At 35.9% G+C, this 21,210-nt stretch carries 21 protein-coding genes and 1 pseudogene; 8 read left to right on the top strand and 14 right to left on the bottom strand.

Annotation, left to right across the window (positions count from 1 at the left end; genetic code table 11):
* Positions 1–39 precede the first annotated feature (39 nt).
* From topB to IGK53_RS06595, 4 genes are all read left to right on the top strand, one after another.
* Positions 40–2,268 (top strand): type IA DNA topoisomerase, encoded by a 2,229-nt coding sequence (gene topB / locus IGK53_RS06610; protein ID WP_002329190.1) that lies wholly within the window; start codon positions 40–42, stop codon positions 2,266–2,268.
* A 171-nt stretch (positions 2,269–2,439) separates the two neighbouring features.
* The gene (locus IGK53_RS06605; RefSeq protein WP_002313773.1) at positions 2,440–2,724 is read left to right on the top strand and encodes a hypothetical protein; all 285 of its coding nucleotides are present in this window, start codon (positions 2,440–2,442) and stop codon (positions 2,722–2,724) included.
* A gap of 169 nt (positions 2,725–2,893) precedes the next feature.
* Positions 2,894–3,130 (top strand): AbrB/MazE/SpoVT family DNA-binding domain-containing protein, encoded by a 237-nt coding sequence (locus IGK53_RS06600; RefSeq protein ID WP_002309281.1) that lies wholly within the window; start codon positions 2,894–2,896, stop codon positions 3,128–3,130.
* On the top strand, positions 3,127–3,525 hold the full coding sequence (locus IGK53_RS06595) for a type II toxin-antitoxin system death-on-curing family toxin (RefSeq protein ID WP_002329191.1): 399 nt from the start codon (positions 3,127–3,129) through the stop codon (positions 3,523–3,525). The genes IGK53_RS06600 and IGK53_RS06595 overlap by 4 nt, the downstream gene beginning before the upstream one ends.
* 660 nt (positions 3,526–4,185) lie before the next feature.
* Here the strand turns inward: IGK53_RS06595 and IGK53_RS06590 are convergent.
* The 6 genes and pseudogenes from IGK53_RS06590 to IGK53_RS06565 form a co-directional block, all read right to left on the bottom strand.
* Positions 4,186–5,130, bottom strand: coding sequence for an L-lactate dehydrogenase (locus IGK53_RS06590; protein WP_002329192.1), 945 nt, complete (start codon positions 5,128–5,130; stop codon positions 4,186–4,188).
* Positions 5,131–5,253: 123 nt separating this feature from the next.
* On the bottom strand, positions 5,254–5,496 hold the full coding sequence (locus tag IGK53_RS06585) for a hypothetical protein (RefSeq protein ID WP_002329193.1): 243 nt from the start codon (positions 5,494–5,496) through the stop codon (positions 5,254–5,256).
* Positions 5,497–5,521: 25 nt separating this feature from the next.
* Positions 5,522–5,854 carry a hypothetical protein gene (locus tag IGK53_RS06580; RefSeq protein WP_002309277.1) on the bottom strand — a complete coding sequence of 111 codons (333 nt, stop codon included), beginning with the start codon at positions 5,852–5,854 and terminating at the stop codon, positions 5,522–5,524.
* 933 nt (positions 5,855–6,787) lie between these two features.
* Positions 6,788–9,205: a PTS transporter subunit IIC gene (locus tag IGK53_RS06575; RefSeq protein WP_430604665.1), complete on the bottom strand. Its 2,418-nt coding sequence runs from the start codon at positions 9,203–9,205 to the stop codon at positions 6,788–6,790.
* Between the two features lie 162 nt (positions 9,206–9,367).
* On the bottom strand, positions 9,368–9,673 hold the full coding sequence (locus IGK53_RS06570; RefSeq protein ID WP_002329195.1) for a hypothetical protein: 306 nt from the start codon (positions 9,671–9,673) through the stop codon (positions 9,368–9,370).
* 96 nt (positions 9,674–9,769) lie between these two features.
* A pseudogene (locus tag IGK53_RS06565) lies at positions 9,770–10,478 on the bottom strand (Gfo/Idh/MocA family oxidoreductase); the annotation flags it as partial.
* A 132-nt stretch (positions 10,479–10,610) separates the two neighbouring features.
* Between IGK53_RS06565 and IGK53_RS06560 the strand changes: the two are divergent.
* Complete coding sequence (locus IGK53_RS06560; protein WP_430605044.1) at positions 10,611–11,417, top strand: M protein trans-acting positive regulator; 807 nt, start codon at positions 10,611–10,613, stop codon at positions 11,415–11,417.
* A 75-nt stretch (positions 11,418–11,492) separates the two neighbouring features.
* Here IGK53_RS06560 and IGK53_RS06555 read toward each other — a convergent pair whose 3' ends face one another.
* The 3 genes from IGK53_RS06555 to IGK53_RS06545 are packed head-to-tail and all read right to left on the bottom strand — an operon-like array spanning position 11,493 to position 13,913.
* Positions 11,493–12,140 (bottom strand): TetR/AcrR family transcriptional regulator, encoded by a 648-nt coding sequence (locus IGK53_RS06555; protein ID WP_002315018.1) that lies wholly within the window; start codon positions 12,138–12,140, stop codon positions 11,493–11,495.
* A gap of 7 nt (positions 12,141–12,147) precedes the next feature.
* The gene (locus IGK53_RS06550) at positions 12,148–12,834 is read right to left on the bottom strand and encodes an ABC transporter ATP-binding protein (RefSeq protein ID WP_002329199.1); all 687 of its coding nucleotides are present in this window, start codon (positions 12,832–12,834) and stop codon (positions 12,148–12,150) included.
* 5 nt (positions 12,835–12,839) lie between these two features.
* Positions 12,840–13,913 carry an ABC transporter permease gene (locus tag IGK53_RS06545; RefSeq protein WP_002329200.1) on the bottom strand — a complete coding sequence of 358 codons (1,074 nt, stop codon included), beginning with the start codon at positions 13,911–13,913 and terminating at the stop codon, positions 12,840–12,842.
* A 220-nt stretch (positions 13,914–14,133) separates the two neighbouring features.
* Here IGK53_RS06545 and IGK53_RS06540 point away from each other — a divergent pair, with 220 nt between their 5' ends.
* Entirely contained in the window at positions 14,134–14,808 is a 675-nt protein-coding gene (locus IGK53_RS06540) for a response regulator transcription factor (RefSeq protein WP_002309252.1), read from the top strand.
* Between the two features lie 4 nt (positions 14,809–14,812).
* On the top strand, positions 14,813–16,153 hold the full coding sequence (locus IGK53_RS06535) for a sensor histidine kinase (RefSeq protein WP_002329201.1): 1,341 nt from the start codon (positions 14,813–14,815) through the stop codon (positions 16,151–16,153).
* A gap of 199 nt (positions 16,154–16,352) precedes the next feature.
* Here the strand turns inward: IGK53_RS06535 and IGK53_RS06530 are convergent, their stop codons facing one another.
* From IGK53_RS06530 to IGK53_RS06510, 5 genes are all read right to left on the bottom strand, one after another.
* Positions 16,353–17,339, bottom strand: a complete 987-nt coding sequence (locus IGK53_RS06530; protein ID WP_002329202.1) for a DUF2382 domain-containing protein — start codon at positions 17,337–17,339, stop codon at positions 16,353–16,355.
* Between the two features lie 242 nt (positions 17,340–17,581).
* Entirely contained in the window at positions 17,582–17,959 is a 378-nt protein-coding gene (locus IGK53_RS06525) for a hypothetical protein (RefSeq protein WP_430604664.1), read from the bottom strand.
* 16 nt (positions 17,960–17,975) lie between these two features.
* Positions 17,976–18,902: a phosphodiester glycosidase family protein gene (locus IGK53_RS06520; protein WP_002329204.1), complete on the bottom strand. Its 927-nt coding sequence runs from the start codon at positions 18,900–18,902 to the stop codon at positions 17,976–17,978.
* Between the two features lie 12 nt (positions 18,903–18,914).
* On the bottom strand, positions 18,915–19,187 hold the full coding sequence (locus IGK53_RS06515) for a GtrA family protein (RefSeq protein WP_016629041.1): 273 nt from the start codon (positions 19,185–19,187) through the stop codon (positions 18,915–18,917).
* 30 nt (positions 19,188–19,217) lie between these two features.
* Positions 19,218–19,946 carry a glycosyltransferase family 2 protein gene (locus IGK53_RS06510; RefSeq protein ID WP_002329205.1) on the bottom strand — a complete coding sequence of 243 codons (729 nt, stop codon included), beginning with the start codon at positions 19,944–19,946 and terminating at the stop codon, positions 19,218–19,220.
* A 211-nt stretch (positions 19,947–20,157) separates the two neighbouring features.
* Between IGK53_RS06510 and IGK53_RS06505 the strand changes: the two genes are divergently transcribed.
* A complete protein-coding gene (locus IGK53_RS06505; protein WP_002329206.1) occupies positions 20,158–21,189 on the top strand; it encodes a tyrosine-type recombinase/integrase in 1,032 nt (343 codons plus the stop codon).
* Positions 21,190–21,210 lie beyond the last annotated feature (21 nt).

Below are 21,210 nucleotides of genomic sequence, written 5' to 3'. Positions count from 1 at the left end.
AGAGAAGTCCGCAAAAAATCAAGTAACGGAGGTCAGAAGATGAAGACGGTGATACTAGCTGAAAAACCTTCACAAGCAAAAGCCTATGCCGAAACCTTCCAACAGCGAAAGCGGCATGAAGGGTATTATGAAATCAGCGATCCATTGTTTGCTGGTGAAGTAACCATCACTTATGGTTTTGGACATCTGGTAGATATGGTTGCCCCAGGAGCTTATGAAGAGCGTTGGGCAAAATGGTCTTTAGAAAATTTGCCTATTTTCCCAGAAACCTTCCGTTACGAAGTTCCAAGGGACAAACGTGCACAATTTTCGATTGTAAAGCGAGAGTTACAGTCAGCCAATACCATCATTATTGCAACAGATGGTGATAGAGAAGGTGAAGCCATCGCGTGGTCGATTATTCGTCAAGCAAACGCCTTTTCTAAAGAAAAGAACTATTTACGTTTATGGATCAATTCTCTTGAAAAAGAAGCAATATATGAAGGTTTTAAGAATCTCCAACCTGGAAAGAACTATTTTCCAAAATATAAAGAAGCGCAAGCAAGGCAGAATGCTGATTGGCTGATTGGAATGAACGGAAGCCCATTATATAGCTTACTGCTTCAACGAAAAGGGATTGATGGTAGTTTTTCTCTTGGTCGTGTACAAACGCCGACACTTTACATGATTTATCAGCTGCAAGAAGAAATCAAACACTTCAAAAAAGAAACGTACTTTGAAGGAGAAGGTTTAATTACGACAAACAAAGGACAGTTTTCAGGAAAAATCGTACCAAAAAAAGCATTTAAAACACAAGAAGAGTTAACAAAGGAAATAGAGAGACTCGGAGCGCATTTAGGTAAGCAAAACGGACGGATTCTTGAAGTTACGAAAAAGGAAAAGAGGTTGCATAGCCCACGTTTATTTTCGCTATCTAGTTTGCAGACAAAGATGAATCAGCTAATGAAAGCAAGTGCTAAAGCCACACTTGATGCTGCTCAAGGATTGTATGAAAGCAAATTTCTAAGCTATCCAAGAACGGATTCCTTTTATATCACAGAAAATGAGCATCAGTATCTGGTTAAACATCTGCAAAACTATAAAAAGTTTTTAGGAATAGAAGAAGTACAGACAACTGAGATCAGAGCAAAGAAACGGTATGTCGATGCGAAAAAAGTTCAAGAACATCACGCAATCATTCCGACAAAGACGATTCCGACTCCTGCACGCTTTGCGAAGCTATCTAAATTACAGCAAGCAATCTATTTGCAAGTCTTACGTACCACTGTGGCTATGTTTGCCGCAGATTATATTTATGAAGAGACGACTGTCACGACGGGTGTACAGCAATTAAAGCTAAAAAGCACCGGAAAGATCCCATTACAGCAAGGGTGGCAGGAAATCTTGCGCATCAAGTCAAAAAAGAAAGAAGCTCAGACGCTTCCTCCTATCGTAGAAAATGAAGAAGCAGAAGTAGAGCTGAAAAGTATGGAGAAAGAAACACAACCTCCGAAACCCTATACCGAAGGAACCTTGATCACAGCAATGAAAACTGCGGGAAAAACGCTGGATAATGATGAAGCGCAAGAAATCCTCAAAGAAGTAGAAGGAATAGGGACCGAAGCTACACGGGCCAATATCATTGAAAATCTTAAGCAGAAACATTACATCGAAGTCAATAAAAACGAAATAATCGTTACGCCAAAAGGAATCACTCTTTGTAAGGCAGTAGCTAATGAACCATTGCTGACAAGTGCAGAAATGACTGCACGCTGGGAAGGATACTTGAGAAAAATTGGTAACCAAGAAGGGACGCCATCTGTTTTTTTAGAAAACATCAAAAAATTCATCTTACATTTATTGGCAGAAGTACCTAATCAAATCGATAAGGTAGATTTCTCAGATGAAATCAGCGGAACACGCCAGATAAAAGCGATGGAGAAGAAAAACGATCAATTAGGAAGATGTCCAAAATGTAAAAAAGGGATAGTCATGCTTTATCCTAAAATCGCTACATGTTTGAACCCGGAATGCGACTTCAAATTGTGGCCAACAGTAGCTAAAAAGAAGCTGACTAAAACAAATCTCAGAGATTTGCTTTCAAAAGGAAAGACAAGTAAAGTGGTCAAAGGTTTTACTGGTAAAAAAGGAAAATTCGATGCAGTTTTAGTATTAAAAGAAGATATGACGATCGGTTTTTCTTTTCCATGGATCGAAAACAGCGGAACAAAAGCAGTTGATGGAAACAAAGAAACATCAAGAAAAAATAATGAAAACGAAGTAGAGTAAATGAAAACAATGAAATAGCAGAATATTTATTCCGAAAAGTGAGAATATAAATACCAATAAAACCAAAAAAATATCAGTCAATCAAGCAAAAATGTTGGGGTAGGCTGATTTTATATAGATAGCAAGGAGTTTTTTTATTTGAAAAAAGTGCATTCATTTTTAAATTATCTTATGGGAGCAATCACGATTGTGGCTGTGTACCAAGCATTTCTCAAGTATCCTGATTACGGGACGAAGTTGCTGTCATTGACGCACAATCAAACAGCATATTCACCAACGCTGATTTTATCGACTTTGACTGCAGGAGCTAAAAGCGCTACTTATTTTTTTCATAAAACGACAAGCATGTTGAAGCGAAAGAAACAGCGTAAACAATTGTTGATGGTGGTAGGGGCTATGATCATTATTTATTTCCTACCAGTTATTACACAAGTATTCCATCAATATTTTGGTTAAAAATACGAGAGTTTGTGACAAAAGTCATGTCACAAACTCTTTTAACTTTTTTCTTTTTCGTTTTTCCGTAAGAAAAAGTAAATCAATAGTATATACATTGATTAAATGTATATACTTAGATATAATGTACTTACTATAGAATGATATAGAATATAGAGGGTGGCGAAATATGAAAAAAATGAAAAAGTATAAAATTAGAAAATCCGGCAATAGCGATGTAACAACTATCCCACCAGAAGTAAAAGAATTCATGGGTGTGCAGACGGGTGACGCAATCAGTTATGTTTTTCAATCTGATGGTTCTGTACGAATGATCAAAGCACAAGAAGAACCTGATATTGATTTATTAGTTGATTCGATCATGAATCAATATGAAGACGCGTTAAAAGATTTGGTTGATTTATGAGGTATCTTTCGACTAAAGAAATTATCAAAATCAACGCAAAAGTTATTTTACGTTACTCACCAGGCGAAATGATTGGTATAAAAGATGCCAATGCATTAGATATGGCAGTTAAACAGCCTTCACAAGCAGTATTTAATCAAGAACTCTATCCCGAAGTCTATGAAAAAGCGGCAATTTTAGCAATTAATTTAGCTAAAAAACATCCTTTTCATAATGGTAATAAACGAACTGCTCTTGTTGCCATGCTGTTGTTTCTTCAATTGAATAATTGTTCAGTTGCTTTTTCTCGTCAAGAAGCTGTTGATTTTATTATAATGATTACCACTAGTTCATTGGATTTCGATTCACTGAAGTCCAAGATAACCAATTATTTACGACAAACCGCAATAAAATGAACGAATTAAAAAAATTTATTTCTCCATTCGATCAGCATGTCATTAAAGAATATGCTGATTTTTTGTATGGTTGTTCATACAAAATAGTTTTTTCATAAAAATATGGATTAATTTTGAAATAATTGATTTAAAAGGAATACAAAAGTGTGAAGAGTAGGAAATAGTGGTTTAGAACTAGTGGATTGATTTTTTATATATTTTAGTTTACATAATATATATTATACAAAGTAGATTTAAAAAATAGTAAGCCTCTCTCGAACGGTTTTTTATTAAAAATCGTCGTTTTTCCATCAAAATCTACTTGTGCAAAATTATAAAAAAATTTTGCAGTTTTTCTTACTTTTTCAGCGTTTAATTAAATGATAAAAACCATTTTCTTTATACAGTTAATCAGATTACGACTCACTGTATTTATATTTGCCATCACTGAAGGATTTTTAATCACATAGATAAATCATTTACTTAAGTTTTAGTTGTCATTGATATCGATTCGATTATTTAATCAGCAGATTACATTTCATACGTATGGATCATTTTCGACCGAATCGATTATAATCATTCCGTTTATTTGCTTACCTATAGATATCAATAAAAAACCTGCTTAACAGCTGAAATATCTGTTAAGCAGGTTTTGATTTTTTAGTTCTTACTCATTATTTCTTATAATACAGTGTTCAATACTTCTCTTAAAGCACTTGTTGATTTGCTGAACATTGCTTTTTCTTCTTCGTTGATGGACAATTCAACAACTTCACGAACACCATTTTCGTCAACGATTGATGGCACACCTGTAAAGATATCTTTTTCGTTGTATTCACCAGTTAAGTAAGCAGATACAGGCAATACAGCTTGTTCGTTATTCAAGATAGCTTTTACGATACGTGCAGTACTCATACCAATACCATAATAAGTTGCTTTTTTACGATCAATGATCTCATAAGCAGCATTACGAACTTTATCAGCAATTACATCTAATTCGTCTTTTGCGATACGATGATCTTTTTCTACAATTTCAAAAACTGGTTTACCACCAACAGTTGTATGTGACCATGCAGCAACTTCTGAATCACCATGTTCACCTAAGATATAGCCGTGAACGCTACGTGGGTCTACTTTTAATTTCAATGCGATTTCTTTACGGAAACGAGTTGTATCCAATGTTGTACCAGTACCGATAACACGTGATGTTGGCAGGCCTGACTCGTTCCAAGCGATATATGTCAAAATATCCACTGGATTTGAAGCAACAACGATAATTCCGTCGAATCCTGATCCCATGATTTCTTTGACGATTTGGCGCATGATTGACGCATTTGTCTTAACTAAATCTAAACGAGATTGGCCAGGTTTTTGGTTGATACCAGCTGTGATAACAACGATATCTGCATCTTTACATTCTTCATAACCGCCTGACCATACAGCAACGTTTTCATCGCCCCAAGCCATACCATCTAAAAGATCCAGTGCTTCCCCTTCTGCTTTTTCTTGGTTCACATCGATCAAGACTAATTCATTAGAGATTCCTTGGTTGATCATTGCATAAGCGATACTTGTTCCAACAAAACCTGTACCGACGATTACTACTTTACGACTTGTTTTTTTCATGAATAAACAGCTCCTTTTTCATAACTATTTGTTACTTTCATGGAAATTATAGTCTTGTTTATTCATTTTATCAATATGTTAATTATAATAGCTGTTATTATAATTTTTGATGGAAACGAATTCCTAAATACGTACAACAGATAACTGATAAACGATTACACCCATGTACCCTGCCAACACAACTAAAAGTACTAACGCTATCACTAATGGAGCTACTTTAGCTCCACCTTTATCAAAGCTATACTTTTTCCTTGTACGCTTTAGAACTGAAAATAAAACCAAGCCAAAAATAATTAACCATAATAAAAAGCCAATCGCACCTAAAATCAATATCCCTTCATTTACGATTGAAATTCCTATATCCATTTGCTCTGCTCCCTCATTGTCCCATCTAAAGTTTTGTTTTGTTATAAACGTTTTTCTTTACTTTATCCGTATCAGTCAATCCTTTTTCGTAATTTTCTTGGATCGTTTTCTTTTGTATTTTATAGGATGCAGCTAACTGTCTTTTAAATCGGCGTTTGTTTTTTCGTATACTGGTGCCTTTTAGATATTCATAGAACTGTTTGACGATAAAAATGAACAGATAGACGGCAAAAAACGTGGATAATCCGTATCGGATGAGATACATAGCAACGAAGGTGGCAAAAATACCAGTTCCTTCATTTTGTGCTAAGACAGCAAATTCGCTTAAAAAAGTTATGATAAATGCAAAATTTCCCATGCTTCACCTCATTGTAAATAGTAAATAGTTGCCGTATCATCCTTTGATTTCTTTAAAGAGATAGAAAATATCACTTACGATAGTTTTTATATTGCTGCTGCTTCTGAAAACCCTTATTACCAGGTGCGTTACTCTTCGTACTTGAACTTGCGGACATCTTTTTGCTCAACAGAACAGTTAATAGAATCACGAAAAAAAGAGCACCTCATAACACAAAACGATACTTAGACAAGTACATAGCGAACGCAGAAAATAAATCAGTTTGTCCAACAACGCTGTAAGCAGCTAAACCACTTAACCAAGCCTTTACCATTTTCATCTCCTCCTCCCTTCTTCAATCACATTATCTAAAGGATACAATAAAAGAAGTTTAAAAAAGGAACTGCTTTTTCTTGTTTATGAAAAAACTGTTCCTTCTATATGTTTATTGGAAGATAAGAAATGAGTACACTAGTATCGGATATACCTTATGATATGTACCAAATAAAAGTCTATCTGTCTAACTAACCTATTGAAATGAGTGAATATTATGAAGAATAAGTCCAATGGTTCATCTTGGATAAAGTATGTCTTTTTGAGTGTCCTCTATTTTTTTCTGCCACGTGTCCAATTAACAATGGATTCCCATCTATGGACGCTAATCTTCCAAGTTAGAAAGATCAGCGTATCTATTATCACTGTATGCTTACTAGTGAGTATTTATCAAATGAAGAGAAGGCAAAAGTGGAAACAGCCACTACTAAAACATCTATTTATAGCAACTTATCTCCTATATGGTGCCATCAACTTTTTCCTTCTTCTCTTGATTGAGTTTAGTTAATACGCGGGTAAGACTTTCAATAAATGCATAAAACAAAAAACTGCTTGTGACATATCAGAAAACATTCAATCGTCTTCTGATATTGTCCAAGCAGTTTTTATTTTGAAGCTTGCTTAATTCTGTTCTTTAGAAACAATGTTTGTTCTTTTTCCGGCAAAAAGAAAGCTAGATAATACGACAAGTAAAAAGAAAGCGATGATTCCGACTGTCAATGCCATTTGACCGTATTCTCCTAGTTTCCCAAGTACAAGTCCTGGTACTAGATAATCAGTATCGGCAAATGTAGAAGAAGCGATTTTAAGATCTCCTAATACCGGAAGGATAAATAATGGCAACCAACTAATCAATAAACTATTGAAAGCAGAACCTAATACCGCCCCTCTTCTACCGCCAGTCGAGTTGCCGAAAACACCAGAAGCAGCTCCGCAAAAGAAATGGCCGACTACTCCAGGGATGATGACTGTAGTCTGCAAGCCTATCATGGCAAACATCGATAGCGTTCCTACAAAGAAGCTGACAAAAAAGCCAATCAATACAGCATTAGGTGCATATGGAAAAACGATAGGGACATCTAACGCTGGTTTAGAATCAGGTACAAGTTTTTTTGCGATTCCTTGGAATGCTGGAACGATTTCTGCCAACACCATCCGAACCCCTTGAAGGACGATAACAAACCCTGCTGTAAATGTTCCAGCTTGGATCAATGCAAAGATCACAGCGTTATCTCCATTGCTTAATTCTCTTTCAACAAATCCAGGACCTGCTAATAAGGCAAGTGCGATGTGGTCGCCGATGTGGATAAACGCACCATACTGCTCCACACGTTCAATCATCGCTTTGATATAACTCTCCTCTATTTTATTCTTTAATAATAGCGGTTGTGCGGCAAGTGTGATTGCTTCTTGCCAGTTTTTTGGTTGATCGGATAATTGGATCATTTCTTCTGTTAATAATTCAGATAGCATAGGACGTTGATCCTCCTTCTTTTCTAAAAGTTTGTTCATTTTACGATTTAAGACTTGATAGAGCTTTTCTTCATCTACACCTTCTTTTAATTCGATATATGGAAGTAGCGCAGCTAGCAATTCTTGAGCAGAAGGCATGGAGAATCCTGGTATTAGCCAATCTCTTTGTACTTGATTGATCAGCTGGTTTTTTTCCAAGTCAGTCATGATTGGTTGTAGGACATACAGTGACTTTTTCTTATTCGTAAGCGTGAGAGGCACAGTAGAAAAAACGATATCGTAAGAAGTTTCATCAACCTCGTGCAAGCGATCAGCTGAATTGGTCTCTGTAAAAAGGATCATCGGGAATAATTGCTGAAGTTCGCTTTTTAAGATCAATGAAGAGCTAATGCCACTTGGACAGACGATCACGGCTCTTATTTTTCTATTTCTCTCTTCTTCATCTACTTTTCTTATTTCTCCGCCGAATAGTATAGTGAAAAAACCAACCTCTTCTTCAGGGATGCTCTTCCCTATCCGTTTTTCTAACGGACGCAATGCTTTTCTTGTCATTTCATAGATGGAAGCATATTGATGTTTGATTTGATCAATCATCACATTTGGCAAGTAAAAAGAATAAGAGATACGAAAATAGGCAGGTACCAAGTGATAAAAGACATTCATCAATAATTCACGAAATGAATCAAATTCTACGGCCATCAGGAATTCCATGCGATGGATGACTTCTGAAGAACATTCCAGCAAAAAATCAAGTGCAGGCTCCTGAATATCTCCTTCAACAATGGAGGCTAAGCAAAGAGAGAGAAATAGAATCTCTGACTCTAGATGTTCGGAATAGCCTAAGCCAGTCAATATTTGTCGGCTGATGTCATTGATCGCAAGAGAAGCTAAAAGTTCAGCATCTTTTACCTTTTCTACAGATATTTTCCCCATTCGATTAGTGGTCAAACTTAAATAATACGCTAACTCATCCATTCGATTGGGTGCAAAGCGTAGATCTGATAGAGAGATTGTGTTATCTAACAAATCTCTAGCTTTTGCATAACAATCAAGAGAAAGCATTGCGGTTAAATACGTGAGACCAAATCTTCCAGCAAGCGATTGCATTAAACGAGCGGTGCGATTTTTTGCTTCCTTTCTCAATATTACTTCTGCCCCCAGTAGCCTAAAGCCTGCTTTTCTAGTATATGTCAGCTGACATTCTTCCCCTTCTAATTCCTTTCTTACTTTTTTGATATCCGATAGGACTGTTCCTTTAGAAACCTGAAGAAAGTCTTGAAAATGAAATACAGAAATAGGTATGCTATTCGAATAGACCATCAAATAAAGAAGATCTCTACGCTCTTGTTCGGTGTACACCGCTTCAAAGCGAGTGATATTCACGTATTTTTCTGCCCAGTCGATCGCTCGAAATTTTTTCAGATGGATATGGGTCTCATCCATATATTCGGCAAAGGGAGTTAGTTGGTTGATTGCCTCGTCTATATTTACTTCGATGATCTCGGCTGCTCTTTCTAGACTGATTTCTCTGGGGGTTTTCAGGAGATAACTAATTTTGTAGTTCACAGCGCTGTTCACCTCCTATTTGTATTCTAGTATGATACCGCTTTTAAATCGAGGGTTATTTGGTACAACTTACAGTTAGATTTTTTTTACGACTGTACCAAACGACCTCTATCGGGTTACATAAAAAAAGCAGGTGACCAAATGGCTCCCTGCTTTTATGAATTAATGATGATCGTGTTTCTTTTTTGAAGTCAGTTCTTCAAATTTTTCTTTGACCTCTTCAACCGCTTTTTCGATATCTTTTTCAAAGTGATTAGGTTCGTTAGGCTCTGATTCTTCTTCTACAGAATTTGAACCAGATAAAGCTGTTTCTTTGTTTTCTGTTTCACCGGAGTTTGTACCAGCTAATGATTCTTCTTTATCTTCTGTTTCACCAGAATTAGTACCTGCTAAAGCTACTTCATCTTCCGTTTTAGGGGCCATTGAACCTCTTAATCGTTTGTGTTTTTCACCATCATAATTTGTCATATTGGTTCCTCCTAGTAATTCTATACTTTTTCATCGTACAATAAGACAGTTTGTGCGTCAAAAAACAAACCCGATTCTTACAAATATGTCATGTTTTCATCTTTTATTTTCTGATTCTTGAATGCCTTTGATTCCTTCTTCCAAAATTTTCATCTGTAAGATTGTTTCTTCATCTTTAATGACTTTTTCAGCGCCATTGACTAATGTCTCGTAAATGCCTTCGTAGACGCGACTATAATCACCGACCTCGGAAATCACTTTTTCTTCATGATAATCCCCTTGTTCATCTATATAAGTCAATACACCGTAGTGTTCGGGCAAGTCGATCCCAAAGTCTTCATGATCAGGCATATAAAACATTTTAAGATGTTCTTCTTGCCGATCTTTCGTTTGTTTCACGAACATCCCTTTTTTTCCATAAACGACGAAACTTGGTCGTTCTTTGATACGGAAATAGCTGGATTTTATCGAAATTTTCATGTTTCCGTAGAAAAAGTCCAAATCGAAGTAATCATTCATTCGTCCTTTCCCTAATAGTTGACGAACATCATAACGGATATCATCTGGTTCGCCGAAATAAGAAAGAACTTGGTCTACTGTATGACAAGCATGTCCATATAAATAAGCTGTTTGCAGTAGAAAATTCATGCGTATTTTCTGGTACTTCCGGTCTGAAATAATCGTAATGCATTTCTACTTCTAAAATATCCCCTAATTTTCCGCTTTCGATTACTTTTTGGACTGTCAAGAAGTCAGAATCGAACCGTCTGTTTTGGTAACATTGGATAAATAGCCCTTTTTCTTTTTAAGCTACTATGGAAGACGTACTTTGCCATTTCCAATCGAAAAAAAGAAAATCAAAGAAATTATGTCAAAGAACAATTGTCAGTTGAATTTATTTCAAGAAGAAAGTCCTTATGAGCAATCTTTCTTTATTATGTATTTTGTTGTGCATCTTATGCGGGAATCACAAGGAAATCCATTCGAATGGAAAGCTGGAGACCCATATGTAAAGTTGATAAATATAGATAAAAAAGACTTTTTGATCTTGAAAAATCTTTTAGGGAAATTGAAGTACAGCAGCTATATAAAAGTAGTGAACTATTTTGTCAATACGATTTTTTCGGAATTTTCGGAGAAAGAAAAAAATGAAATCAGTGAACAGATACGAAAAAATATATCCTACTGTTCATTTTCATCTGCTGATTGCAAAGAAAAAAACGAAGAATTTGTTGTTCGACTCTTAACTCAAATTTATTTTTTCTCACGTATTTTTCCATACGATACGACTCATCTGACGATTCGTGCCACTTTCTTTGCGGAACAGATGCAACATCGCCATATCCGTCTATATGCTGGATTTCGTGCAGAACTTCAATTTTATTCCACCCTACTGAATCGAAATTTGATTTATTATTTATCTAGCTATATATTTTGGATGCTTATTGGTAATCCTGAAATATACCATTATACTTCCGATAAAAAAATACTGATCGTCAGTGACTTAAGTCTTCGACATAGTCGATACATTGAAGAATATGTCAGTGATGTTCTTGCTGTGCATAAGATTCACTCTGAAACAACTGCTATCACTGAAGATCAACTTTCGAAGTACAATCTTCTTGAGTATGACCTGATCGTCACGAATCAACCAATTCCGAATACCCATGTTCCTTATATGTTGATTGATGATAGTGTGTCATTCGCAAATGAAGAAGAACTGATCCGCTTATTTGAGCTATAAACAATCAAAAAACAGCTATGTATACTCTACCATCCTGATAAAAATATCAGGAGAAATAGACATAGCTGTTTCTTTTTATTGGATACCTTTTGCAATCCAACGAGATTTATAGCGAAAATCTTTTAATAGTTCTTCTTTTGTCCAGCCATTTGCAATGAGATCCGTCAATGAGTTCATTACGAGAGACATGGAGAAGTATAAGAAGCTAACTGCTTCTTCCGACGATTGAATGGTAAAATGATTAATTTTTAGTAATTCTAGCCATTTGTCGTTCATAGGAGAATCAGCAGTTAGCTCTCTGCGTTTGGTTGTCTGCTGATCATTTCTCTGGGTCAATAAGTATAATCTTTGCCAATAGATACTATTGTGATCTAAATCGCTGCACCACTCCAAATACTTTTCGATCCCTAAAAAGAAATGTTGTTTGTTTTCACTAATGAATGTCAAGATATCTTGATGGACTATATGAGAACTGCTTTTGATCGTATACAAATAAGCATCTTCTAAATCTTGAAAATATTTATAAAAAGCGCCGCGTGACATTCCCATTTTCTCAACAATTTCTGAGACTTTTACTTGGCTGATGTGCTGTGAGCAAAATATCTCTAACAATAGGTCGTCGATTCGCTGCTTCTTTGCTTTCGGCAAATTGAAAAAAGTTTCTTTTGGCATCCACATCTCTCCTTTATCTCTGATTATACGTGGATTGCCCATCCTTGTCATGAAGTACTCATTTTTTCTCTTTCTCTTCTTCTGTCAAGTACCCATCTTCCATTCGATAAACGCGATCACTCCACTGAATCATACGGACATCATGAGTAACCATAATAGTTGCTTTTTGTTTTTCATGAGCTTCCTTAACCAGTAATTTCACGACCTCATATGCATGATCGGTATCTAAACTAGCTGTTGGTTCGTCCGCTAAGATCAAGCTCGGTTCATTATATAAAGCGCGAGCAATCGCCACTCTCTGTCTTTCCCCACCAGAAAGATCTCTAGGATAACTGTTCTTTAGTGACTGGATATCTAAAGATTGCAGTAAAGAATCGCTTTTTTTGGAAACATCTTTTTTTGAAGTGACTTGATCAACTAGTTCAAATTGCTCTTTTACCGTTAAAAAAGGAATCAGATTAGAGCTTTGGAGAATAAATCCAATTTCTTGAAAACGCAGATCTGCTCGTTTTTTTTCTGGAAGTTCAGTTAATGAATGACCGTTGATCACTATTTCTCCGGAAGTCGGTGTTTGCAATCCTCCTGAAATGGTGAGAAAAGTACTTTTACCTGAACCAGAAGGACCAATAATGCTGACGAATTCCCCTTCCTTTACATAAAAATCAATTCCTTTCAAAGCTGAGACCTTTGTATGACCAGAACCGAATGTCTTGGTAACTTTTTTCATTGTCAATATTTCTTTCATTTTTATTAACCTCCTATTGCTGTAATTGGGTCTACTTTTGTTATTGTACGGATTGAAAAGAGTCCGCCTAGCATCGCGACAATGATCAAAATCCCACTATATAGCAGCCATTGGGACCAAAAAACAGCAAAAGGCATCGCACTTGGTAAAATCAGACTAGTCAGATAAGCAAACACAAGAGCAACCAGGACGCCTACCAACCCCACAATAAATGACTGTGCAACTAAAGATTTAGCAATGAAGGAATTTTTGATTCCTTGTGCTTTCATTACTCCAAAAATAGCAGTTTTTTGAAGAGTAATCACATACATAAAAATACCGACTACGGCAGCGACTACTAAGAACAAAAAGTAGATCATCGCGTTTAAGGTCATGTTTTGGGCAGAATAGCCAGGAATGCTTTCAATGAACGTCTCAATAGTTAGTAACTGTAGTTTCTTTGATGCTTTTTCTTTCGAAATTTTAGCAGAATTCTTTGTAACGATTCCATTGATTGGCTGTTCCTCTTCAGAAGCAAATGGCTGTTTTCCATACTTCAAAGCAGTCCACGTATCAAGAGATGTATAGATGACTGGAGAAACAGTGTAATAAGTTGCAGGAAAGATACCAACAATCGTCAAAGGATCGTTGTAACTGCCAATTTTGATCGTATCTCCGATTTTATAACCTGAATCAGCCAGGTTTTGCGAGATGATAATCTCATTCTTTGTTTTGAATTCATGCCCTTTCGTGAGTTTTGGTAATAAGAATGCTTTTTTTGACGTGCCGAAAACTGTGACATTTTCTTTATTTTTTCCTTTGACTGCACCGCTGTATAATCCAATCGGGGCTTTTTCTCCTCCTTCAATATATTTCAGATCTTCTCTTGTTAATTGTGAAGCAGCAAATACTTGATTGGCGTCCTCTGATAAAACAATCTCTTGTGCATCCCAATCATCGATTGCTTTCTTGAATTCTTCAGAAAGCCCATTTGCTAGTCCAGATAACATAAATACGACATACGCAATCAAGAACATAATCCCGATGATCAAGCCATACCGTAATTTAGAATAGCGAATTTCTTTGATAGCTAGAAACATTTGATTTTCCTCCCTATGATATGTTGATAGTGACAAAATGTCACTCGTTGAATAGTGTAACTCTAAAGTGACATTTTGTCACTTCTGTTGGATTTTTTTATCAATAAATTGTCTAAGACACCTTTCCATAAAATCTTAACATGTGTCATAATAGGATTATTTAAGTCTTATTTATGTTATCCATGTTAAACTAAAGTGACCAAATGAATGAGGTGGGAAAATGATCAAACTGTTAGTAATAGAAGACGATAAAGTATTATCAAACAATATAAAAGAAATACTCACAACAATTGGTGAGATAACACAAGTTTATAACGGTAGTGAAGGACTGTTTGAGTTGGAAAGCGGTGTTTATGACCTTGCAATCTTGGATTTGATGATGCCGGAAATGAATGGTTATGAAGTCCTAGCAAAGTTACGGAAAGAAAAAATACAGACTCCTGTATTGATTTTGACAGCAAAAGATAGTTTGGAAGATAAGATTGAAGGATTTGAACGTGGTGCAGATGATTATCTGACAAAACCGTTCTATCGAGAAGAATTGATCATGCGCGTGAAAGCATTATTGAAACGATCGCTTGGTCTCTTTGATGAAAACATTCTGAAGTATAAGGATATCAGTTGTGATCTAAAAAGTAATGAAGTATTGTATAAAGAACAAGTTTTGCCCATACAAGGAAAAGAGTTTGAATTACTCGTTTATTTTTTACAAAATAAAGGAATCATTTTGACAAAAGAGCAGATATTTGATCGGATCTGGGGATTTGATTCTGATACGACGATTACAGTTGTTGAAGTTTACATGAGCAATTTACGGAAACATCTACGCAGTACTGGACTAGATAAAGAAATCAAAACTTTACGTAATGTTGGTTATATATTGCAAGGGGTGTGATGCAATGAATGGAGATATTACACGCAAGCAGCGCAGCCGTTTTTTTGCAACGAATGTAGCTGCATTTGCTTTGATCTTTTTTCTTCTGGGGTTTATTACTTTACAGATATTGAACCAATCTGCGTATAGAGAAACGGATCTTTCATTAGAGAAAACAAATTTTGATTCTCGGACAGTTCAATTAGAGATACAAAGGTATCAGCTAGGTGATCCCTTTTTGAACCCGACTCAAATGGAACAGAACAGAACAAACATGGAACAACCATTGATGGAACCATCAAATGACCGATTTAACACTCAAGTGATCTTGTGGTCTGAAAATGGTGAGATATTGAATAAGGCAGCTATTGGTGGACGCTTCAATCAGATCAAAGAATTAAAAATGGATACAAAAAATCTGAATACCATCCAAAATATTGAATTAAATGAAGAAAACGACTCATCTACCCTCTCCTTCCGCTCGATAACGAAAAAAGCAGAGACGAATCAAGTTGGTGTTGCCTATATCCAAATTTTAGAAAATACAAATCAAATCAAAAATTCATTAGCAACTTTTCGCACAATTATGATTTTGTGTATGGTTGTTTTCTGGCTTATCTCAATTGGCATTAGTTATTACTTGTCTAGTCTAAGCATGCGCCCTATCATTCTTTCTTGGAGAAGACAAAAAGAATTTGTCGAAAATGCTTCTCATGAATTACGTACACCGTTAACGATTATTCAAAATAGTTTGGAACATCTGTTTACCAAACCTGATCATACCATCATTGAGGAATCTGAAAGTATTGCTCAAGCATTGTCAGAGACGAGACGGCTCACTGGATTGACTTCAGATCTGCTGACGATTGCCCGAAATGATTCTGATCAGCAGCTACTTTCAAAACAAATGATCAATACACAGGAATATATCGAAAACCTTGTTAAACCATTTCAAGAGATGGCCACCATAGACGGAAAGGAGTTTATCCTTCATAACGAGGCAACATCAGAAGTACCAATTGACGAAAAAAAGATCCATCAAGTTTTGGTTATTTTGCTAGATAATGCCTTAAAATATACGAATCCAAAAGATAAAATTATTTTAGATTCGTCTGTTAACCATAAAGAATGGCTGATTCACGTGAAGAATACTGGCCCTTCTATCAGTGAAGAAGATCAAGTAAGAATCTTTGATCGATTTTATCGGGAAGATCAATCTCGTGCGAAGGAAACTGGCGGTTACGGACTTGGATTGGCGATTGCAAAACAGATAATCGAACAGCACCACGGACAAATTTCTGTATCCAATTATCTTCCACAAGGAGTTGATTTTAAAGTCCAATTACCGTTGAAGCCTAAAAAATAATGCTTAACTCTAAAACATACTAGGAAAAGGGCTGTGACAATAATCTTGTCACAACCCTGTTTTCCGAATAAACGGTGTTCCAGAAGTAGCTTCTTCGAAAATAAGCCGAAATTTCACAAAAATTTGAGAAACAAATTTCGTAAACTCCTTCTTATTTCTTGAAGCTGACCACTTCTGTCACAACCTCTTTAGCTTACGCTTAAGATTTTTTATTGCGGTCTTCAATGTGTACATCACCGCTTGTGTCAATATCCAATTCTTCTCGGCTAACATCTTCTGTCACTTTTTCAACGTCTTCATGTTCTTCTTTATGAATTCCCACTTCTTCACGCACAACTGTATGTTTGCTAACATCTACTTGCTCTTCTTTGATTGGGATAGTGATCGTGTCATCTTCCAAGTTTTCGTCTGTACCCTGTGAATATGGATCTGTTACTGGCTTGCGCTCGATGACGATTTCTTCACGTTTGACCGGTACTTCTACCGTTTCAGTATCGTTGACCACATGTTTGTGGATGTCGACTTCTCCAGTGGTAACATCATGTGTATTTACATCTAATTTCTCTTCTTTTAGTTGAATCGTATCATCATCTAGATTTGGTTTGCGATCGATGTCTTCCGTCTCTTTTGTACCCATAGAATCAGCTTCGCCAGGTACGTCCATCGGATCAGTTCCTGGTGTCATATTCAGTGGATCTGTTGTATTTTGAAAGCCTGTCGTGCCATCTACGTCCATTGGATCAGTGCCAGTCCCAGTCCCTAGTCCTGTTCCCATTGTGCTTGCTGGGCTAACAGTATCTTGTGTATCCATTGTGTCTTCTGTTGTTTCTGGCTGACGATAGCCTTTTACTGTGATGACAAATTTTCCAGCAGAAATATCTCCTCTATACTGATATAAAGGATCATTTTCTGGCGTAGCCGTCTCAGAATCATAGGTATCAAAAGAAAAAGTGTCTTTTATTCTTTCCCATAAAGAGCGATCTTCTTCGCCATCCATCCGATTCTCGTCTGTTTCAACATCTATGCCGGATAATCCGTCGAATCCTAGTCTAGTTGCTGCTTCATCAGTAGTATAAATAACGATATCATCTCGATCATACCCTTCGTTACGCAACCGTTCGATTACTGATAATGCTTCATCCCTTGTACTGTAGCTACCGATGACTGTTGAATTTTTGTCTTCCATGTAAATTCCTCCTAGCAAATAGATTTATAATTGGTATATTTTTATTTATAAATTTATTCTATAGGAGACGATTGTTTTCTACAAATATTTAGATTGGAATTAGATTAAAACATTTTAATTGAAATTTTGGAAGATCTATGCTAATAGCAAAATATATATCACTAAAATAGTCATTTGTGCATTTATTCCTATAGGAAATTTTTTGAAAAAATTTCTTATATTTTCCATTTATTACGATTGTATTATTTATCCAATCCTTGAATAAGCAAGCTACTTATATAGATAAATAGACTGATTCCTAGTATAATCGTTCCTATCATAGGATAAATTCCTATGTAAGGTGATGAAGCTCCAGCTATTTCTAATATTCCTTTAAGAATCATTCCGACGATATAGCTAGCCAAACCCGTATTGAATAAATTGAAAGCCAGGCGATTTCGAAAAGTATTTAATATTTTTTCGAAAATAAAAAGGAATGCCCCTCCTACCATTGGAATAACCCAGACCCATTTCAGTTCTTGTGAAGTGACCCCGTGTCTAAAATGATGATAAACCAATTGAAAGATGAAAAGAATGACTGAACTAATAAAATAACTATAAAACGTTTTTTTCTTATTCATAATTATACCCCTTTTCTTAACCTATAAAAACGATATCGCTGACAGATCGTTCAGAGTTTCCACTTCCGCCGACTGTTTGATTAATGACTTTTCCATTGAAATAAAGCGTTGTTGACCCTCCACCATCTAAATTATATGCGGTTTTTGCTCCATGATTTTTCAATACAGTTGCTAGTTCGCTGAGACTCAACCCTTGACTATCATCTGTTCGACCTTCTGAAACAACAACGAGATAATGGTTTGTTCCAACTTGAGCAATTGCGGTTCGTGGATTACTTTGCATCGACTGCGACACTTCCTCATCTTCAGAAACAGTGACTTCTCCATCTTCAACTAAAGCAGGACCAAAAGATAAAACTTGTTGTACATCTTCTTCTACTAGCTTTTCAGCAGATGTTTCTGCTTCTTTTATTATTGAGAAATCACCATTTTTATCAATTACTAAGTCTTCTTTTGTTTCATCTTCACTAGGTGTATCACGATATAGTGTGCCATTTCTAAGTACATATCCTGTATCTCTAAAACCATAATAATCTCCGTTTATCGCTAAAATCGCTTGTTGTTCTTGTGCGATCGCAGATGTAGTTTCTTTGATGTTGCGTCCATACGTATTGTTTGCCAAAGCTGTTTTTAAATAGCTAGAATCGCTTACTGTAATATCAGCAACATAAACTGTGGTTTCATCAACACGTTCTGAAGATAATGTGATATTGATATTTTCATCTTGGTAGCTATTATCTGTAATCAATGGTTCAAAAGAACTTGAGTTACTCGTATTTTTTGTGTCTGTTGTCGAAGTGGAAGTCTCATTGGATACCGATTCTACTGCTGCTATTTCCTGAGGCAAAACAAATGTTTTTAATAATATATAACTTGAACTTCCTAACAAGAAAACACTCGATAGACATGCCCACATATATTTTTTTCGTAAAAAATGTTTCATAAAGATTTCCTCCTAACAAAAGACTATGCGTCTTTGAATCGAAAAACTGGCAAAAAACAATAAAATATCCACAACGGCCTTACAAAGCAAAAGCGACTGAATAATAACCGAAAGGATCGACACACCTAGCCAACTTAAAATCAGTTGAAGGAGAAACAGCAAGCTGTATTTATAAAAAGCAGTACGGGCTCTTTGTTTTCTGAACACATAATGTCGATTCATTTGATAATTGAAAATTCCTGATAGTACTCTAGAAAGTACGGTAGCAATCAACAAAGAAGCCATTGTATGATTTCAAATAAAAAATATAATGGATTAGAATAGTCCAATATCCACCAATGAAGAGGAAATCGAAGAAAAAAAGAAACGAATGAACGGACGATAAACAAGATAGGAATCTTGGAATATTCGAAAATGGGAACCTTTATTTCCATCGCTATATATTGTTTTGATAGGGATCGTAGTTATTCGATAGCCGATCTTTGGTAAAACTAGCAGTTGATTGATTTCATATTCAAACCGATTTCCTTCGATTTTGAGCAGTTCAGATAAACTAAAGATAGAAAATCCCCTCAGTCCTGTTTGTGTATCCTGTAAGTGGATACCTGAGGAAAGATAATAAAAACCGCTCGTCATTCGATTCCCGAAATAGCTTCGAAAGGGCGTGTTTTCATACGAAAAATCTCTTACACCCAAAAGGAATTCCTGACCAGCTAATCGATCTACTGCCACTAGCATTTTTTGGATGCCTTCGATTTCATGCTGACCATCACTGTCTGCTGTGACAACGCCAGTAATGTCTGGATAGGAATCAAGTATAACTGAAAAGCCGAATTTTAATGCATATCCCTTGCCTTTGTTGTCAAAGTAGCTGATTTTAGTGATATTAGGATGTTCCATTCGCTGAAACAGTTTTTGATAGGTTTTCCCACTTCCATCATCAACAATGATAATCGGTACTTTTACAGATTGTGCTAATTGATTAATGAAGAATACAGTGTTTTCTGTGGGTTCGTAGATTGGAATTAATAGAATAGCTGACATATACTCACCTGCTTTTATTTGAAATTGTAGTTATTGTTGCAAGTGAAACTTAAGGGCTTCTTAAAAACTAAGAGAATCACCTCTGATTTTGTAAAGACTTTTAAAAGACAGTTACATGGATGTTCGTTATCAAAGCAAGACAAATTCCCTATCGTCATTTGAGGAAATGCGGTAAAATAAAGGAAATGAACAATAACTGGAGGGATTTGTATTGGACAGCAAAACTAGAAAACAACTGCAAGAAAAATTAAAACAACGTACACATTTGCTCCCTTCCGTCTTTCAACAGTTTTTAGAAGAAAATCGCTCTTCTTTATCATTAGGTAGTCGCTATGAATATGCAAAAGATTTCCATTTGTTTACTGATTATTTGAGAAAAGTATTTTCTGAAGAAGTGGATGATCAGCTGATTATCCGTTTAGAAAAACAAGATTATCAGAATTTCTTAGCTAAAATCTATCGACATACTCGTTCGTTCCAAACTACAGCGAACCAAGAAACGGAGCAATTGTTTGAAAATAGCTATTACGGGATTTCGAGGAAGCAATATTCATTAAATCATTTTTTACGATTTTTATATCAAAAAGGACTAATTGAAGAAGAGATCTCTCTTTTGGGTACAAGTTTACCGGAAACAACTAAAGCAGCTCCGCGATATATCGATGCAGAACTTTTCAAAGATTTTGAGCATTTGTTTATCCCGATTGAAGGCTTTCAAACAAGCAGAGAAGCTAGCTTTGAAGAAAAGAATAGACCGAGGAACCTTGCGATTACTGCCATTCTTCTGTATTGCGGATTAAAGATCCATGAAGTAGTAGAACTTAAACGTAAAGATGTATCTTTGACCAAGCAGATTCTTAATCTGAATAGAAAAGAAAACAGATTGAGTAAAGTACCAATACCAAAAGAAGCGATGCCGTTTCTGGAGAACTATTTTAAGTTAACCGCACAAAATACGGACGAAAATTCTTTTGTTTTTCGTTCCTCGCATGATCAACAAATTTCTCCTCGGACTATTCGCCAAATTTTGAGCAAAATCACAGTGTATAAGAATGTATCACCAGAATTATGCCGAAAAACCTATCGCTATTATACCGAACTATATTTAGATGATACTGACGCGGTAAACTATTTATGCGGTAATCGATACCTATCTTCCCACTCTTTTCAAGAAATCTGGGAAAAAATGGTTGATTTTTCTTATCACGAATTAGCGGCATTCGTTCAGGTTTCTGTCACATAGGAACCTGAACTTTTTTTCACA

The sequence above is a fragment of the Enterococcus sp. DIV1224 genome (assembly GCF_050555455.1).
Lineage (GTDB): Bacteria > Bacillota > Bacilli > Lactobacillales > Enterococcaceae > Enterococcus_B > Enterococcus_B lactis.
The sequence above is the reverse complement of the archived record's forward strand: the minus strand, read 5'-3'. Positions and strand labels throughout refer to the sequence as shown.

Coding starts and splice junctions, on each gene's coding strand:
- IGK53_RS06605 (WP_002313773.1), top strand. CDS start 2,440: ATGGGAGCAATCACGATTGTGGCTGTGTACCAAGCATTTCTCAAGTAT.
- IGK53_RS06600 (WP_002309281.1), top strand. CDS start 2,894: ATGAAAAAAATGAAAAAGTATAAAATTAGAAAATCCGGCAATAGCGAT.
- IGK53_RS06550 (WP_002329199.1), bottom strand. CDS start 12,834: ATGAAAGAAATATTGACAATGAAAAAAGTTACCAAGACATTCGGTTCT.
- IGK53_RS06555 (WP_002315018.1), bottom strand. CDS start 12,140: ATGACAAGGATGGGCAATCCACGTATAATCAGAGATAAAGGAGAGATG.
- IGK53_RS06540 (WP_002309252.1), top strand. CDS start 14,134: ATGATCAAACTGTTAGTAATAGAAGACGATAAAGTATTATCAAACAAT.
- IGK53_RS06580 (WP_002309277.1), bottom strand. CDS start 5,854: ATGGGAAATTTTGCATTTATCATAACTTTTTTAAGCGAATTTGCTGTC.
- IGK53_RS06560 (WP_430605044.1), top strand. CDS start 10,611: ATGTATTTTGTTGTGCATCTTATGCGGGAATCACAAGGAAATCCATTC.
- IGK53_RS06525 (WP_430604664.1), bottom strand. CDS start 17,959: ATGAATAAGAAAAAAACGTTTTATAGTTATTTTATTAGTTCAGTCATT.
- IGK53_RS06530 (WP_002329202.1), bottom strand. CDS start 17,339: ATGGAAGACAAAAATTCAACAGTCATCGGTAGCTACAGTACAAGGGAT.
- IGK53_RS06545 (WP_002329200.1), bottom strand. CDS start 13,913: ATGTTTCTAGCTATCAAAGAAATTCGCTATTCTAAATTACGGTATGGC.
- IGK53_RS06595 (WP_002329191.1), top strand. CDS start 3,127: ATGAGGTATCTTTCGACTAAAGAAATTATCAAAATCAACGCAAAAGTT.
- IGK53_RS06520 (WP_002329204.1), bottom strand. CDS start 18,902: ATGAAACATTTTTTACGAAAAAAATATATGTGGGCATGTCTATCGAGT.
- IGK53_RS06510 (WP_002329205.1), bottom strand. CDS start 19,946: ATGTCAGCTATTCTATTAATTCCAATCTACGAACCCACAGAAAACACT.
- IGK53_RS06535 (WP_002329201.1), top strand. CDS start 14,813: ATGAATGGAGATATTACACGCAAGCAGCGCAGCCGTTTTTTTGCAACG.
- IGK53_RS06590 (WP_002329192.1), bottom strand. CDS start 5,130: ATGAAAAAAACAAGTCGTAAAGTAGTAATCGTCGGTACAGGTTTTGTT.
- IGK53_RS06585 (WP_002329193.1), bottom strand. CDS start 5,496: ATGGATATAGGAATTTCAATCGTAAATGAAGGGATATTGATTTTAGGT.
- IGK53_RS06570 (WP_002329195.1), bottom strand. CDS start 9,673: ATGACAAATTATGATGGTGAAAAACACAAACGATTAAGAGGTTCAATG.
- IGK53_RS06515 (WP_016629041.1), bottom strand. CDS start 19,187: ATGGCTTCTTTGTTGATTGCTACCGTACTTTCTAGAGTACTATCAGGA.
- topB (WP_002329190.1), top strand. CDS start 40: ATGAAGACGGTGATACTAGCTGAAAAACCTTCACAAGCAAAAGCCTAT.